The sequence below is a fragment of the Winslowiella toletana genome, assembly GCF_032164335.1.
Classification (GTDB): Bacteria; Pseudomonadota; Gammaproteobacteria; order Enterobacterales; family Enterobacteriaceae; genus Erwinia; species Erwinia toletana_A.
In genome coordinates, this window is the sequence record NZ_CP134152.1 from 109,864 (window position 1) to 124,917 (window position 15,054).

The following is a 15,054-nucleotide window of genomic DNA, read 5'->3' on the forward strand; positions in this document are numbered from 1 at the left end:
CGCAGTACCTGAAAAATACTGTTATTTAAATATCTGCCTTTGTTAACGTCGCTGAATATTCTTTACTTTCCCATACATTATTTCCGTAAGAAAAATGTTTTTTACGAAAAATACTTTCTTTGAATATATCTAGTATCCGGAGTAATAGAAAACTGGAATAGAATTTTATAATGAAAGCGATATCACCTAAACTTACACCAGAAACGTACAGCAACCCGAGCGTATCCCACTCAGAATCTCCTGATGCATCGTTAAAAGTCGCGACAGAACGCATGAGTGACGACCTGAGTAATTGTTACAGTAAGCTGATAAAAACAAATGAAAAGTTTACTGCGCCAGAACGCGATTTATTAAATAGAGTGGCGCAAGAACTTTATAAAAATGAAAAAAACGATATTAAGAACAGCTACTCTGACGCGACAGAACTTTCTGATTCTGAGGATTTTCTAAAAAGTTTACTGGCAAAACACCAGGGAAAAACAAGCGAAAATATTGGAGCAGGGGAGCTGGAGAATTTCAGCAACGCTCTGCGGGATAAGCTTGGGGAGAATCCAGCAAAGTGGAATGAAGCTTTTGCTGAGCAGCAGAAAGTATCAGGCGAGGGCGCAGCTCCTGCGGCCGGCGGGTTATCCCTGCTGGGAGCGGCAAAATTATTTGCGCAGTCCCTTCTGCCCTGGACGCAGGCATCAGCGGTTTATGATCCTTCACGCGCCTGCGCGCAGGCGCGTGAAGTATTTCAATCAGCCTCACCGACGGATATAGATTCCCTTATTCTTTTGGTGCGCGATAAATTAAACGATGATGAGAAGTCAAAAACGATTCTGGCCCAGTCACAGCCGAATGGCTTCGAAAAATTAATGACGGAAGCCAGTACGCGGGGGCCTTTATTTCCAATCGCACTCAGTGATTCACAACTGCGTTTGTTAACTGAAAATACATTAGGTCATGACCTGTCTTTTGAAGCGTTGAAAGAGAAATGTCCTGACCTCATGATGCTATTAAACGCAGAGTTTCATCGGGCAGCGGCGTCCGCGGTACCCGACATTACGGCTATCGTAGAAAATCCTGTTCGTCATCTTCGGGGAATGGTCAGCAATCTGCTGCCATCGGCATTAACGCATTTGTCAGCCAGTCTGCACCCGGGGTTACCTGCAGTAATTGAGCTTTTCCATATACTCCAGAACGTTAAACAACATGGTCTTACTCAGGAGCTGGAGAATCAGGTAAAAAAACAGGCAGTCGGCCTGTTAATGATGATGGACAGCAAAGAAGGAAGCTCTTTTCAACAGCAAATTAATGGCGCATTAGACCAGATGTTGAAAAAAGCGGGTTACAAGTCATCACAGCCGGTAACGCTGAGTGGATTGCTGACGTCAACGTTGGGCAATGTTATTGGCATTCGCAAAGGTGCTGATTTGCACGCCAATACTCTGGTAGAAAAGAAAAGAGTGACAGAATTTCTACAAAAGTATTTGGATAAAACCCATCTGCGCAACGTTGATGAGGGAAAAGTATCGGCTGACGAAATGATCTATGCGCGAGATAAAGTGTATACAGCAATAAAACAGGGTATACCGACCACGCCCTATAGCCTGACCCGCCAGGGGGATCCGATCAGTTACTTAGTTAAGTTATCTGATAAGGGGCTAAATTCTTTGGCAGGGGCAGTAACAGGTATGGCAGTGGCTGGTCCTGTTGGCTCGGTGGTGGGCGGCGCTTTGGGCGCGATAGTCGGCGCTGAAGCCCGTCCTGTGCCCAATGTATGGGTAACTAAACTGAGCGTCAGTGATGAGGTTAAATCGGAGTCAGCCGAGCAGTTTATGGATTCTTTGTCCGCAGAGTATCAAAAGGAAATTTCCCGTTTTCCTGAAGTGAGACTCCTGCAACCCAGCAGAATTGGTTTAGAAACGTGGGGGAAAACGCTTAACCTTGAAGAAGCCCTTTCGGTGATAGAAATAGAAAGAGATGAGGGCTATCTTAAAGGCTGGGAAATGTTATTACCCGCGCAATGGACACCCTCGCTTAAGGAAACCGTAAAAAAATACGTTGGGCAAGAGCAACCTGAGCAAAAGCCTGTGTTTGACGCCAATGTATCTCAAATCCATCAGGCGATAAGAGACGCCAGCTCGGGTATTATCCGTGCTCAGATGTCAGATGATTCTAACGGAATATCAGAGAGCGTAGTAAACCGTCTGGTAATCGATGCACGCAAAAGTTATGCGCAGCAATATCTCAATGATTTAAAATATATCGACGAAAATCGCTCTCAAAAGCCAATTTTTCAGTCAATGATTATCGCCAGGGACAGAGCAGGTTTGGCTGAAGATCTGTTACCCGGCGAAATGCTCAAAGAGAAGAAGTTTATCTATGAGCTGAGTAAAATGTTGGTGAAAGGTGAAATTAACGATCCTCTGCTTCAGGCTGGTAGTCTGGAGAAGAAGATGGAACCTCTCTTCTCCAGAACGCCACCAATGCTTTCACTGGTGGAGGAAGGGCTGCGCCAGGCGCATGAAATTCGAGTAGAGAATCAGATTAGCCGCTATTATTTCCCTGATGGCGGAGCCGAAGTGCGACTGGCTGCGAAGAGTTTTGATGATAATCATATTAGCAAGATGATGGAGGTATACGCCCTGCATTACAGTAATATGCATGAGGATACAGAAGAAGAAACTCTTTTTAACCAGCATGGAATATTGGCCAATTATGATTTTTGGTATACTGAGGCCGGTGTAGCAGAAACAGTTAACGATTTATCTTCTGTCATCTCCGATGCACAAATAAGTGGATATGTCGAGTCGGCAGCAAAAAATAATGGCGTAAGCGCCCTGATAACACAGGATAAATATGTTGATTCGGTAGAAAGATTTAATGAAGGAAAATCGGCTGTTGCGGATTATGCAAAAAACTTCCATTTCAATACCGTGCTGGAAGATATTGTTATTGATGAGGTGAGGAAAATACCAGGCCTGGAGAATGCGCGGCTTAATGATTCCATAACCATAGCGTCTGCGCCTGGCCGCCTTGATGTACCACGACAAGATTTTACAATAAAAGAGATCGCGATAGGCGCTATTTATAAGCACTCTTCTTTATTTGGCAATATCAGAATTGATATTAAACAAGATGAAAATGGAAAAGATTATACGGTTGATCACCCCGACGCTTACTTTTCAGGACTGAAGTTTTTGCCAGGTAAAGTTGAGGAAAGGTTAAAACAAACACTTGAGGAAAGTATCTCGCGTCCTGATGCGAAAAATGTAGTAGAAAAGTTTAATGATATTGCAATCAGAAACGCTCTGTTAGATTATAAAAAAAGTGCGACAGACAGCGAGAAAAAAGAGTTTGGCGTTGCCATTGATAATTTCCTTGCGGGAAAAATTCAGCCTAAGGTATTACAAATATTTGATAATAAGATGTCTGATATTGTCGCCCTGCAAGGAGCATCAGACCGTTATTTAGCTGTTTCACTGCTCAAGCAGGAGTGCAGGATCGTTCCCGAAGCAGCAGAACTGGAAAGTGATAAGGACGTTCAGGGTTGGTTATTAAGCCACCTTTCACATTATGACTCGCAGAAAAACGCAGTAAAGAATTCTTTTGAACCACACTTAACTGACGCGATGCATGCGGCCTACTTTTATGAATATCCGGTAAAATACAGTGGCGTAGATAATTACAAATCAGAGCTGGCGCAACGTCATTTTGACAAAATGACAGATGATGCTGACAGCATGATAAAGACGCTAATGGAGAAGTCAGGTGATGCGCTCCTCAGGATAGGGGCTGAGTTACTGTCAACGGCAATCATATTCACGCCGGCCAGCCCGCTGGGTATATTCTGCAGTGCGGCCATGGGTACTGGCGCTACTGCGATGCAGATTGCCAGGTACTTCATCGCAGACACCCCGGATGAAAAGATGGATGCGGTATTTGGCGCATTAATGACCGGTCTTTTTGATACGGGTATCGAGTTAGCTCAGGCCGTAAAATTCTTCCGTCATCAGCTGGCAACGACAATAAAGTCTGCGTTGCCAAAAGCAGGAGGCAATTTCAAGCTGCCGGATGTCGTAATATCAGCAAAAATGGGCAGAGATTACCGACTTACTGCGCCTGTTGGTGAGGGAACCGCAGCAAAGGTCTACAATGTAGACAATTTCATGGTTAAAGAATATAAGCGTCCACTGAAAGAGGGGACTTTCTCTAAAGAGGCGCTATCCTCAGCGGAGGCGAAAACCAGCAGCTATTCGGGTGCATTGCACGAGGCCAATAATAACGCCGTGGCTTATAACCGTCTTTATGGCGAGGGATCATCCGTTGTCTTTATTGATGATGTGGCAGGTGCTAAAACTGTCTCAGTGACGATGCCTAAAGTTCCGGGTCATTCTTTAAGTTCGATTTTGGAAGATATTGACTTACCGACTATCAGAAGTGCTAAAGCATTACTGATGGATGAAAAAAATATGCAGTTTGTCGTCAATGACGTGCTCGCCGATTTGCAGAAAAACGGTATTAATCATCTGGATATTAATGCCGGTAATATCATGTTCGATAAGAGTAAAAATAAATTCAGATTAGTGGATTTTGATCGTGCTAACATTAATCCTAAAGTTAACGATCAGATACCTGAGTTGTCTGCTGGCCAGATGAAAACAATGGAGCATAAGCTTAAATCTGACTTAACAGAATTCAGAACAAATGCGGTAAAAGTAGAGGCCTTAGAAAAAAACGCGTTAAGCCTGAATATAAAAGCCGATCAACCCGTTGCCGAAGTGGGTGGATTTAAATGTTTAATCAAACGTTCAGTGGATGATGTCACCTGTATACCCAGCCCTGTCAGCATCGAAGACCTTGTATCAAAAGAGGCGGCGTTTACCACCTTTTTGGAAAGCCCGGATCATAAGTTGTTTCATGAGCTAATGAACACTAAAGATAAATTTATTTCAAAAATAGAGCATCTTGATAAACTCGACTATAAAGTAGGCAATGAGTTATATCGTGCTCACGCCGGAACTAAGGATGAAATACTTTCTCGCGGGCTTATTCGTCGCCACAGTGTGGGTGAGGATATCGGTGGTACTGATGCGGTACAAAAATTTGATACCTATCTGAAAAATGTCTTCATACATGCAGGCGGAACCGGGAGCAGAGGTAAAGCGTTATCGTTATCGACTGAAAAAAAGATTTCTAAAGATTTTTTTAAAAGTGAAGGTAACGATAATAATGTCCTGGTTAAATTAAATCCGGGCAATAATAAAGGGCTGTTTTTAACCGCGCCACAGGTAGTTAAAAAATATGCTGGTTATGCACTTGATAAAAAATTGATAACATCAAATCAATTAGAAAGTGTTTTAACTATGCTCCCACTGTCTAAAAAAGAACATGAAGTGTTTTTTATGGGTAAATTTCCGGATAGTGACTGGGGAGAACTGCCGGTTAGCGCTGTTCAGGTGATAAAATCGAAAAACTAAACTGTGCGCCAGACAGACCGGGTTGCAGTAGTATTACTTGCCCGCCGTAGCCGCGAGGCAAGGCGGGCAAGTTCGTTTTATCCTGCCGCTGGCATCCACCCCGTAGTGCGATGGCCGAAAAATTGGCTTAAGCACCGACGAGGTGGCTGTGCTGCTATTGCGGATAAGCGACCCAATCCCCGCCATTCAGTCGAATCCATGGCTTGCCCTGATACATCATTACCACGGCATTATCATTTTCCGACACCACCGGCGTCTGCGGCAGATTTTCGATTAGCGCCGACATATTAACATTGGCGGCGTTAAACACTTTGCCATCCACTGCCCGGGAAATCAGGTCGGAAAGCGCTAACAAACTGGTTGGCGTATTAACGCTCAGCGGCTGATCCTGATGGTGTGCTTTCATGCCGACAAACTTAATTCCCACCGGCACGTGGGTAATGCTCGGGCTGGGAATATCACGCAAACCAGACATCTGCATTTTATCGCCCACCACCGCTGCACCATGCTCAGGCACCACCACCACCATCACCCGACGGCCTGATTTATCCAGATTGGTAAAAAAGGTGTCCAGTTGGTCAAATAATGCCTTGGCCCGTGGCAGATATGGCGCCGTTTTGGTGCTGCCGAGTTCACGCGTGCCGTCATGCAGTGGAATCAGATTGTAGAAAGTGGCACTGCGCGTATCGCTGCTTTTCTGGCGATTATCGAGCCAGCGTCGCATCAGCTCGGCATTACTGAATACCGGTGTGCCATCAAATGAGGTCAGTTCAGGATCAATGCCCGCCAGCGACATCAACGGCGCCTGCATATCACCGTCTTTGCGCAGATTATCCAGATAGCCACCAAACTCGCCGGTGTGATCCATCATCAGCTCAGTTTTAAAGCCCAGCTTCGCCAGGTTATCGAACATATAGCACTGGCTGTCAGCTGGCTGATAGAGATCGTGATGTGAGCTCTGTCCGCAGCTGGCACGCAGCAGGCGAATCCCTGCCGGGCCGCTGTAAGCGGTCGCCGAGTTATAGTTATTAAACAGAATATCAAAATGCTTCCATAACGGATGATCGCGCAGCTGCACCGCGTCAATATCTGACCAGGCAAGTGAACAGATGTTAATAACCAGCAGATCAAACGGCGCCGAGTCTGGCGGCAGCGTTTGCGGAAAATGGCTGACGCGCTTTTTCTCTTCGTCATAAAAGCGATTGAGATACGCCGTCAGGTTAGCGCTGGTCGGCGGTGCTGACTGATCGAGCACATTTTGCGATGCCGCTTGCGGTTTTTCCGGCGTCTGGTTGTCTGACAACACTGCTGGCGTCGCGATTTTATCTGGCAATAAAGAGAACGCTGGCCCGGCAATATTCACCAGGTTAATCCACAGCAGCAGCAGCGTGACGATCACCGTGACGCGAATCCATTGTGAAATAAACAGATAAATAACCAGCAGCACAAAGGCGGAACCCACCATTTGCCAGTTAATAAAGCGATTCAGTAAATCAACAATATAGTCGAAGGAGAAGCCAGACAGCTGCCCTCCCTGACTGATTATGCTGGCAATGCCTGGCAGCCAGGTATCGTGCCAGAACAAAGCAAAACCAATGGGAATTGAAATCCAGTGGCGAATGCGATGCAGGCGCAGAGAGCGAACTGGAAACAGCAACCAGGCGAGAAAAACCAGGTTACTTAACGGATGAAAATTGAGATAACCGAACCACAGCAGCGCGAATTTCAGCAGAAAATAGAAGTTCCAGCCTTCAAGACCGCGCCAGCAGGCCCACAGCGAGGGAGAGGAACGGTATGGCCTTTTCGGATCACTCATGATTTATCCTCATTGTTGTTTGAGGATTTTCGATGCCACGTCCCCTCATACTTCAGGTGGCGTGGCGGCATAATGCGATGGATAATACGGTGCCATGTTGCTGGTAACCAGCGGGTATAAAATGGCTTTAAAATTAGCAAAATTATCAGCAGTAATATCAGAATCTGCACCGCGTCCATGATGTTCATTTTTGGCTAGCCTGGCGGGTGCCGACACCCAGAGTAATGGGCTGAGGCACGCGGCGTGAAACAGGTTTTTTATCCTGTTTATCAATCACTTTATCTGCCTCACTCACCGGCTTAACATCACGCCATGCGGTGGGGATCAGCCCCTTAATTTGCCTCACTTCTGACAAGATTTGCAGATCTTCATACCAAATAAGCCGATTGGAGAAAATTTCATTATGAGGCAGGCGAAAAATAGATTTTAAAGCAGTATCAAGATCGTTAAAGCGGCAGGAAGAAAGAAACAGGTAGAGTCGGTCGTTTATGATGGTGACCAGATCGCCATAACGTCTTGGCTTACACAATGTTAACGCCTGGTCGGTCTGCAATTCCGGCACCGGGCGCAGCGCGACTAACAACCCCTTACCATCTTCGGGCAGCTGAGTATTACCGATCAGTAACGTCACCGCGTCGCAGAAACGTTCCATTGGCAGATAGCCCTTTTCATGCAGTGGCTGCATTGACGCCAGTAACCGGGACAGATCGGCCGGAACATGACGAAGATAGCGTTGACCCTGCAGGCCTTCAAGCGTGGTCAGAAATTTCGAAAGCGTGGTATCAAAAGGCACTACATTGTTGGCGCCACAGGCCAGCAGTAATCGTTCATCGCTGTAACGCAAGCTGGTTTCCAGTTCACGCACCACAATCTTCATCGCGCTGCCACGCGCCCGACGCAGGCTGTGAATACTCTGTGCCAGAGTATTAATTTGTTGATTGTTACTGAGGCTAAAAATAACCGTCGCTGAGCTGGCCTGCTGCGCGCGGGAATAAACGGCGTCATTATTTTCAAAAATAAGCCACTGATGTGATAAAGGCGGTGCACCTTCTAAAACATGCTTTTCTGCAATGAAACTATTCTCATCATCCAGCGTCAGTGGTCTGCTCTGTTCGTCATCATTAATTAACAGATAAATCTCATCTTTAATGCCCAGGCGAACAGCACGGTCGGCCATAAGCTGATTGCCATTACACCACCAGTTAATTCTGTAATTCCAGCTGTCCTGTTGCCATTCCAGATGTGAAGTGCCATCCAGATAGCGAAAAAAACCTTGTAACTGGTTTCGCAGGTTATTAATACCTGCACCGGAGGAAATAATTAATAGCGTGGATTGTTTCGTGATTAACAATCGGGTAATTTTTTTAAGCCATGATGAGATTTCGGTGGTAGTTAACGTTTGCCAGGACGAATATGAGGTATAAAGTAGGATCAGCCCTGGCCGGGGCGCTAACGCACGTGACAGATCTTCATCAATATTTATCAGAGCCTTACGTGTTGCGGGCAGTGAGTACATCGGGATTTTTTGCGTAATGCCAGCGGGCGCAGGCGTTAATAAATCCTGCGGCCTGTCGGCGTTGCTTATCAGGGTTAATGCCTGTTGCGCGGCAATAACCTGCCGTGCCAGCAAACGGGCATCTGGCTGGCGATCGGCGGTTATCCAATAGCAACCCGGCGGCTGCATTAGCATTAACTCGCACTGCAACTGATCAATACCAAGCGTATATGATAGCGTCATGTGATGTTTCGCAAAGTTGGTAAGCCAGGACTACTGTATTATAGAAAGGAACCTCTGGCACTAACTGTAATTTAAAAATATTGTATAGCACTAAATAAGCCGTCACATTTTTATGAGCCAAATGGCTTAGCCGTATATTAACCGCAAGAAAAAAGGCGGGTTTTCATGGCGATCGATGATAAAAGTGATATAGCCATTTCTGTTGTGGCCAACGCCAGCGGGCAGCATGATGATATCAGCGCGCTGAGCGAGGCATTCTCTTTAAACGCATTCCACTATATTGACATTGCCAGAGACGAGCGTCTCGAAAATATACTTTCGCGCTGGTCATTGTTGCAGGAGTTCTTTCCCGACACTCAGGAGAATCGTCAATAATGCCGATTATCGCACTGCAGGGGCTTCGCGGCGGTACGGGAGCCAGTTCAGTCACCGCCGCGTTGGCCTGGGCTTTTAATCAGTTGGGTGAGGAAGTGCTGGCGATGGACTTTTCCAGCAGCAATCAACTGGCGTTGCATTTCAATGCGCCAGTCGGGCTGACACGTGGCTGGATGCGGGGCGCGCTGGACAGTGACGACTGGCAGCAGAGCGCATTACGTTATTTGCCAGGCCTGGATTTGGTGCCTTTTGGCACCCTCAGCGAACGGGAGTGTGAGACGCTGGAGGCGGGCGGTATCGATATTTTACTGTCGTGGTTACAACATCTTACCGATCTAAAAACCGACTATCGCTGGTTGCTGCTGGATGTTCCGGCGCAACAAAACCGCTGGTCGCGACAAATTCTGGCCCACGCCGATCGTGTTATCAGTGTGATCACGGCTGATGCCAACTGCCATATTCATCTGCATCAACGGCAGCCAGGCAGTAACACACTATTTTTGATCAATAATTTTAATGCTAACAGTCAGTCACAACAGGATCTGCAACAGCTATGGCTCAGCACGCTGGACAGGCTGATTCCGGTTGTTATTCATCGTGATGAAGCGATGGCAGAAGCATTACTGGTAAAACAACCGACGGGTGAATATCGCCCCGAGAGCCTGGCAGCGGAGGAGATCACCACGCTGGCCAATTGGTTATTGATCAATCTCGCTGAGGCGCGAAAATGAACCCGCTACGCTGGTTGTTAATACCGCCCGCCAGACAGGCACTGAGTCAGCGATATAGTGGCTGGCGGCGCAATGGCGTCAGCCGATTTGCCGCCTCGATTCACTGTTTGTGGATTATTCTCAGCTGGTCGCTGTTGCGTTTAGAGACGCCGGCGTGGCAAAAAATTATCGACCAGCGACTTTTATTTTATCCGCAGATTTCTCCTGAGCGCCCGCGCCCGGCTGATGCGCTGCGGTATCTGGTACAAAGCCTGTGGCTAATTCTGTTTCTGCCGGTGGATGCTTCAACCCGCAGTCAGCGCCAGCGCTTCAATGCATTCCATTCGCTATATCAATGGCGTCAGCGCTTTAATCTGTGGCTCGATAACCTGCCTAAACGTGCGGCGAAAAAAAACCTGCAAGCGCGCACGGAGAAAAGGCTGGAACAGCTTAGTCCAGGGGTGCGTAAGCTGTTGTATGGCGTCTGTGCCACTATTGGTACTTTGCTGGCGATATTATGCATCTCCCAGCCTTTTGACCTGTTTACTCAGTTTATATTCGTGGTGTTGTTGTGGTCGGTGGCGATGGTCGTGCGTCGGATCCCGGGGCGTTTATCAACCACTATGCTGATCGTGCTGTCGCTGACGGTCTCCTGTCGCTATTTGTGGTGGCGCTACACCGCCACGCTGAACTGGGATGATCCACTCAGCCTGACCTTTGGCCTGATGCTGATAGCCGCTGAGACCTTCTCATGGGTGGTACTGATTCTTGGCTATTTTCAGACCCTGTGGCCGCTTAATCGTCAGCCGGTTTCGTTACCGAAAGATATCGCCAGCTGGCCAACGGTGGATCTGTTAATCCCGACCTATAACGAACCGCTCAGCGTGGTGAAGCCGACGATTTATGCCGCGCTGGGTATTGACTGGCCGCAGGATAAAATCTGTATCTATTTGCTTGATGATGGTAATCGCCCGGAGTTTCGCCAGTTTGCCGACAGCGTTGGCATCAATTACCTCGCGCGCAGCACCCATGAACATGCCAAAGCAGGCAATATTAATCATGCGCTGCGCGTGGCTTGTCGTAGCGAATATCTGGCGATTTTTGACTGTGACCATGTGCCAACCCGCTCTTTCCTGCAAATGACCATGGGCTGGTTTATAAAAGAGCCCGAACTGGCGATGATGCAGACGCCGCATCACTTTTTTTCCCCCGATCCTTTCGAGCGTAATCTGGGCCGTTTTCGCCGTACGCCGAACGAAGGCACGCTATTTTATGGTCTGGTGCAGGATGGTAATGACGTCTGGGATGCCACCTTTTTCTGTGGTTCCTGTGCCGTTATAAAACGTAAAGCACTGGACGAGGTTGGTGGGATTGCGGTGGAAACCGTAACCGAGGACGCGCATACCTCGCTGCGTATGCACCGCAAAGGCTACACCTCAGCCTATATCCGCATTCCGCAGGCGGCCGGGCTGGCCACCGAGAGTTTATCGGCGCATATCGGTCAGCGTATTCGTTGGGCGCGCGGTATGGCGCAAATTTTCCGGCTGGATAATCCGCTGTTCGGCAAGGGGCTGAAGCTGGTACAGCGGCTCTGTTATGCCAATGCCATGCTGCATTTTCTTTCCGGTATTCCGCGGCTGATCTTCCTGCTGGCACCGCTGGCTTTTCTGCTGTGCCATGCCTACATCATTTTCGCGCCAGCGCTGGCCATCGCCATTTTTGTGCTGCCGCATATGATTCATACCAGCCTTACCAACTCACGTATTCAGGGGCGTTATCGCCACTCTTTCTGGAGTGATATCTATGAAACCGTGCTGGCCTGGTATATCGCCCGGCCCACCACAGTGGCGCTGTTTAATCCGCATAAAGGCAAATTTAACGTCACCGCCAAAGGCGGGCTGGTTGAGAGTCAGCATCTCGACTGGGTGATTACCCGGCCCTATATCTTTTTGGTACTGCTCAATCTTGCCGGCGTTTTTGCCGCTATCTGGCGTTTTAGCTATGGGCCAGAAACCGAAATGCTGACCGTACTGGTCAGTTTACTCTGGGTTTTTTACAACATGATTATTCTCGGCGGCGCAGTGGCGGTTTCCGTCGAGGCGCGTCAGATCCGGGAATCTCACCGGGTAGAAATTGCGATGCCGGCGGCGGTGATGCGTGCCGACGGACATATGTTGCCCTGTACCCTGCGTGACTACTCCGACGCCAGTGTCGGTATTGAATTGCGTGAAGAGGGAATGCTGAAGGATAACGAGCAGATTTTTCTGCTGCTTAAACGTGGTCAGCAGGAGTTCAGCTTCCCTTGCTATGTACAGCGCGTGTTTGGCAGGCGAGCAGGGATCAGCCTGAAAGAGTTAACCACTAAACAGAATATCGAATTTATTCAGTGCACTTTCGCCCGGGCGGATACCTGGGCGTTGTGGCAGGACGGTTTTCCGGAAGATAAGCCTATTCAGAGTCTGACCGACATTATGTTGCTGGGATTCAAAGGCTATATCCGTCTGGCGGAATATGGGCCAACAGGCGTGCGTCGTCTGTTCAGGCTATTGACCACTTTTATTCTCTGGATCGCCTCGTTTTTCCCAAGAAGCCCGGCGAAACTCACTACATGATGATGACACTATGATGAGAAAATTAAGCTGGTTTACCGCAATGCTGATGGGTTCGATGCCGCTGTGCCAGGCGGCTCCTGAAGGAATTGTTCCGCTGCAGACACAAGAGACGGCATCGCCATCGGTCATGCCGCTAAACAGTGATGCCCCGACCGCCGATTTTGCGCCGATGCCGGTCGATCCTGCTGCGCCGTTACGCGATGTGGTGCTGCCATTCAGCAAAGTTGCGCCCCCGCCCGGAACGTTTAACCTGCGCGGCGTTCGACCTCAGGGGCAGATTGAATTTGGCGTGCGCAGTGACGAAGTGGTCACCAGGGCGCTGCTGAATCTTCACTTTCGTCCCTCTCCGGCACTGATTCCGACGTTATCGCATCTGAAAATTTATCTGAATGATGAGTTAGTCGGGCTGGTAACGCTGACGACAGATCAGCTGGGAAAAGATAATCATGTGCAGATCAATATCGATCCGCGATTTATTGGTGACTTCAATCAGATCCGAATGGAGCTGGTGGGGCATTACACCAACGTCTGTGAAAACCCGGCATATAGCTCGATCTGGCTGGATATCGGTAAAGACAGCTCGCTCGACCTGACATTGCAAAAATTGCCGCTGAAAAATGACCTTTCGCACTTCCCGGAGCCCTTTTTTGATGCCCGCGATAACCGTCCGTTGACGCTGCCGATGATATTCGCCAGCGCGCCGGATCTCGCTGCGCAGCAGGCTGCGGCGGTACTGGCATCGTGGTTTGGCGTGCAGGCAGACTGGCGCGGCCAGTCCTATCCGGTGCTGTACAACCAGCTGCCGCAGCAGCAGCATGCGGTGGTATTTGCCACCAATAATAAGCGGCCAGATTTTTTGAAGGATTATCCTGCGGTGCAGAAACCAACCGTAGAGATCGTCAGCCAGCCGGATAATCCTTATCAGAAAATGTTGCTGATACTCGGGCGTGATGACCAGGACCTGATCACCGCAGTACAAGGGATTGCGCAAGGTGAGGTGCTGCTGCGGGGTCAGACATCGGCTGTTGATAGTGTGAAATCATTACAGGCGCGGCAGCCCTATGATGCGCCTCGCTGGGTACGAACCGATCGTCCGACCACCTTTGCCGAGTTGAAGGCTTATGAAACTCAGCTGCAGTCCGACGGCCTTCAACCTGCTCCGATAGTGCTTAATATGAATTTGCCACCCGATCTGTTCCTGGTGCGGGCGCGTGGCATCAATATGGACATCCACTATCGCTACACTTCGCCGTTGCAGAATAACGACGGTTCGCGTCTGGCGATTCACCTGAACAATCAGTTTATTCAGGATTATCCGTTGCTGGCAAAAGAGGATAAGGGTAAGCAGTTTTTGCATATCCCGCTGATTCAGGGGCTTCAGGATAGCAATACCGCGTTGACCATCCCCGCGTTACGGCTTGGTGTGGTGAATCAGATGCGGTTTGATTTTGATTACGCCACCACCTTTATCGGCGGCACCAGTGATGGCCGCTGCGAAACGGTGACGCCGGTTGGTAATCATGTGGTGATTGACGGTACATCGACGGTGGATTTCTCAGGCTATCGCCACTATATCGAGATGCCCTCACTGCGTGCCTTTGCTAACGCTGGTTTCCCTTTCAGCCGTTATACCGATCTGTCGCAGACGCTGGTACTGATGAGTCCGCAGCCTTCCGCGGAGCAAATCAGTACTCTGCTGAATGCGCTCGGGACGGTGGGTGCGCAGACCGGTTATCCGGCGCTGAAAATCCAACTGACCGATGACTGGAATAAGGCGCAGGGAAGTGATGCCGATCTGCTGATGATCGGCACGATCCCGGAGAATCTGCGTGATGATACGAAGATCAATTTGCTGGTTGAGGCGGCGAAAAGTTGGGTAAACACGCCGAATCGTCGAACGACGGGCGATAACAGCGATGTTTCCGACAGCGACCGTAAAGCAGAGAGCCATACGGCGATCAGTTCCAGCGGTCCGCTGGCGGCGATTGTTGGCTTTCAGTCACCGTTTGACGAACAGCGTAGCGTCATTGCATTGCTGGCCGACAGTTCGCGTGGCTGGCAATTACTCAATAATGCGCTGCTGGATACCGGTAAGCGCGCGGCGATTTTCGGTACGGTGGCGATTGTGCGCGAATCCGGAGTAAACAGCCTGCGCGTAGGGGATAATTACTACGTCGGCTATCTGCCGTGGTGGGAGCGAGTGTGGAATGCACTGGCAACACATCCGGTATGGCTGGCGGTATTCGCGGTGATCGTCGTCGTGCTGTTTGCCCTGCTGATCTGGCGGGTGATGAGGCTGGTCAGCCGCCGCCGCTTTGGCGATGAGGATGATAAATAG

The 15,054-nt window shown here is 49.0% G+C and carries 8 protein-coding genes; 5 read left to right on the top strand and 3 right to left on the bottom strand.

Annotation, left to right across the window (positions count from 1 at the left end):
* The first annotated feature begins 170 nt into the window (after window positions 1-170).
* Complete coding sequence (locus RIN69_RS00490; protein WP_313854836.1) at window positions 171-5,465, top strand: OspG family effector kinase; 5,295 nt, start codon at window positions 171-173, stop codon at window positions 5,463-5,465.
* Window positions 5,466-5,619: 154 nt separating this feature from the next.
* On the opposite strand, the gene bcsG is transcribed toward RIN69_RS00490, so the two are convergent.
* Genes bcsG through bcsE form a run of 3 tightly spaced genes read right to left on the bottom strand, consistent with a single transcriptional unit; the run spans window position 5,620 to window position 9,019 of the window.
* The gene (gene bcsG, locus RIN69_RS00495) at window positions 5,620-7,281 is read right to left on the bottom strand and encodes a cellulose biosynthesis protein BcsG (protein WP_313854837.1); all 1,662 of its coding nucleotides are present in this window, start codon (window positions 7,279-7,281) and stop codon (window positions 5,620-5,622) included.
* Complete coding sequence (bcsF, locus tag RIN69_RS00500) at window positions 7,278-7,469, bottom strand: cellulose biosynthesis protein BcsF (protein ID WP_313854838.1); 192 nt, start codon at window positions 7,467-7,469, stop codon at window positions 7,278-7,280. The genes bcsG and bcsF overlap by 4 nt, the downstream gene beginning before the upstream one ends.
* On the bottom strand, window positions 7,466-9,019 hold the full coding sequence (bcsE, locus tag RIN69_RS00505; RefSeq protein WP_313854839.1) for a cellulose biosynthesis protein BcsE: 1,554 nt from the start codon (window positions 9,017-9,019) through the stop codon (window positions 7,466-7,468). The genes bcsF and bcsE overlap by 4 nt, the downstream gene beginning before the upstream one ends.
* A gap of 165 nt (window positions 9,020-9,184) precedes the next feature.
* Between bcsE and bcsR the strand changes: the two genes are divergently transcribed.
* Genes bcsR through bcsB form a run of 4 tightly spaced genes read left to right on the top strand, consistent with a single transcriptional unit; the run spans window position 9,185 to window position 15,054 of the window.
* Window positions 9,185-9,394 (top strand): cellulose biosynthesis protein BcsR, encoded by a 210-nt coding sequence (gene bcsR, locus RIN69_RS00510; protein WP_313854840.1) that lies wholly within the window; start codon window positions 9,185-9,187, stop codon window positions 9,392-9,394.
* Window positions 9,394-10,125: a cellulose biosynthesis protein BcsQ gene (gene bcsQ, locus RIN69_RS00515; RefSeq protein ID WP_313854842.1), complete on the top strand. Its 732-nt coding sequence runs from the start codon at window positions 9,394-9,396 to the stop codon at window positions 10,123-10,125. The genes bcsR and bcsQ overlap by 1 nt, the downstream gene beginning before the upstream one ends.
* On the top strand, window positions 10,122-12,716 hold the full coding sequence (gene bcsA / locus RIN69_RS00520) for a UDP-forming cellulose synthase catalytic subunit (protein WP_313854843.1): 2,595 nt from the start codon (window positions 10,122-10,124) through the stop codon (window positions 12,714-12,716). The genes bcsQ and bcsA overlap by 4 nt, the downstream gene beginning before the upstream one ends.
* 10 nt (window positions 12,717-12,726) lie before the next feature.
* A complete protein-coding gene (gene bcsB / locus RIN69_RS00525) occupies window positions 12,727-15,054 on the top strand; it encodes a cellulose biosynthesis cyclic di-GMP-binding regulatory protein BcsB (RefSeq protein ID WP_313854844.1) in 2,328 nt (775 codons plus the stop codon).

What these genes read in the sequence shown, in the direction of transcription:
- bcsA (WP_313854843.1), top strand. Translation starts at nt 10,122, where the DNA reads ATGAACCCGCTACGCTGGTTGTTAATACCGCCCGCCAGACAGGCACTG.
- RIN69_RS00490 (WP_313854836.1), top strand. Translation starts at nt 171, where the DNA reads ATGAAAGCGATATCACCTAAACTTACACCAGAAACGTACAGCAACCCG.
- bcsR (WP_313854840.1), top strand. Translation starts at nt 9,185, where the DNA reads ATGGCGATCGATGATAAAAGTGATATAGCCATTTCTGTTGTGGCCAAC.
- bcsQ (WP_313854842.1), top strand. Translation starts at nt 9,394, where the DNA reads ATGCCGATTATCGCACTGCAGGGGCTTCGCGGCGGTACGGGAGCCAGT.
- bcsE (WP_313854839.1), bottom strand. Translation starts at nt 9,019, where the DNA reads ATGACGCTATCATATACGCTTGGTATTGATCAGTTGCAGTGCGAGTTA.
- bcsB (WP_313854844.1), top strand. Translation starts at nt 12,727, where the DNA reads ATGATGAGAAAATTAAGCTGGTTTACCGCAATGCTGATGGGTTCGATG.
- bcsG (WP_313854837.1), bottom strand. Translation starts at nt 7,281, where the DNA reads ATGAGTGATCCGAAAAGGCCATACCGTTCCTCTCCCTCGCTGTGGGCC.
- bcsF (WP_313854838.1), bottom strand. Translation starts at nt 7,469, where the DNA reads ATGAACATCATGGACGCGGTGCAGATTCTGATATTACTGCTGATAATT.